Raw genomic sequence first — 1560 nt, 5'->3', positions numbered from 1 at the left:
GCTGGAGCTGGGATGCGCCGTTCGTCCATACCGCGAAGAAATACGCGGAGACCAGGGATGCCAGCTTGATCTGGGAAGGCCACAAGGCCGGGCGACATATCGGCTACTGCCATATCGAGAAGCTGCACAACCTTGAGCAATTGCCGTCGACCGGGTTCGCAGTGTCGTGTTTCCCGGTCAAGATTGAACGTGCCTCGGCGGGCTGGACCCGGGCGGTCGCCATCATCGAGGGGTAATGCGGCAGCGCGTCGCCAATCGGCGAGTCGCAGGCTTCAGGTGCAATGCCGCGCTCAATGAGCTGGATTCGCCACCACGACAACGGCGCGCTAATCGCCGTTGTCGGCAGATCCCGCTTCGGCCAGCGCCTGCAGCGGCTCGGCGTTCAGCAGGACGATGGCCCCGTGTTCGAGGCGCACCCATTTGCGGTCCGCCCAGACCCGCAACTGCTTGTTGATGCTTTCCCGGGTCATACCGACCATTTCGCTGATTTCCTGCTGGGTCACGGCGATAGTCCGGCCGCCAGGCGCAAGCTTGTGTTTTTCGGTCAGACGAAGAAGCGCGCTGGCCAGCCGGCCAGGCAGGTTCTGCAGGATGATCTGCTCGACCTGTTCGCTGGTCCGGCGCAGGCGCGTGCATAACAGCTCGATGAACTTCATGGCCAGCGCTGGCTGCATCCTCAGAAACGGAATGAATTCGCGGCGGTCGATGATGAAAAGCTCGCAACTGGTATTTGCCGTGGCGTCGGCGGACCTGACCTGTCCGTCGAGCACCGTCATTTCACCGAAAATTTCACCGGCGCCGATCAAATTCAAGATCGCGCTACGGCCATCGACGGAGGAACTGCTGATCTTCACGGTGCCGCTGATCACCGCAAACATGCTGGTGCCGGCATCGCCCTTGGAAAAGATCGTGGCGCCCCGCTTCAGCGTGGAGTGTTTTGCATAGCGGCAGAGCTGGTCGAACGCGTCGGGTTCAAGATCGCAGAAAATCGGATGCTTGCGCAGCACGGATAATTTGCTGCTCGGAACCTCACCAGCTTCACCCGTCTTGTCCTGAGGCACGCCGGTCACGACCATCTGATACTTTGCCTATCAACGGCGGGTCGCTTTGAACGCAAGGCTTTGATGAGAACAGTCCACCGCGCCGCAATTTATACTCCGGCGCACAGCGCACGGCAACACAGCCCGCGATTATACCGTGGCCTTTCAAATAGTTACTCGCCAAAGATGCGCAGATTAAGCAAACAATTTTAAATAGGCGCACCGGCAGATTGCAGGCGGAGGATCAATTTCTGGGCCTCCGTCAAATCCATGCCCACCTTGACATCATTTCAGCTCAGGATTTGGACAAAGCATGTGAAGGCCGATGTAGATGTTGCCATTGTGGGCAAAGACCTTGACGATCAGGTCGTGGGTCGCGTCAACATTGTCGCCCACCTTCAACAACATCGGCATCGGGGATGCGGATTTGAGATTGGCCGAAACGATTTCGGTGAGGCGGCGGCGCACCGGTTCCGATATCTTGCCGGAATCCTTCTCCCAGTCCTTGAAGTCCTCCGGC

At 58.7% G+C, this 1560-nt stretch carries 2 protein-coding genes and 1 pseudogene; 1 reads left to right on the top strand and 2 read right to left on the bottom strand.

Annotated elements, in window-relative coordinates; all coding sequences use genetic code 11:
* Positions 1–236: pseudogene (locus Q8R73_RS01285) on the top strand (cyclase family protein); the annotation flags it as partial.
* 90 nt (positions 237–326) lie between these two features.
* Here the strand turns inward: Q8R73_RS01285 and Q8R73_RS01280 are convergent.
* Both Q8R73_RS01280 and Q8R73_RS01275 read right to left on the bottom strand, forming a co-directional pair.
* The gene (locus Q8R73_RS01280) at positions 327–1061 is read right to left on the bottom strand and encodes a Crp/Fnr family transcriptional regulator (RefSeq protein ID WP_305717741.1); all 735 of its coding nucleotides are present in this window, start codon (positions 1059–1061) and stop codon (positions 327–329) included.
* A gap of 264 nt (positions 1062–1325) precedes the next feature.
* On the bottom strand, positions 1326–1560 hold a 235-nt coding region (locus Q8R73_RS01275), incomplete at its 5' end, for a hypothetical protein (RefSeq protein ID WP_305717740.1).

The sequence above is a fragment of the Bradyrhizobium sp. genome (assembly GCF_030697065.1).
Classification (GTDB): domain Bacteria; phylum Pseudomonadota; class Alphaproteobacteria; order Rhizobiales; family Xanthobacteraceae; genus Bradyrhizobium.
The sequence above is the reverse complement of the archived record's forward strand: the minus strand, read 5'-3'. Positions and strand labels throughout refer to the sequence as shown.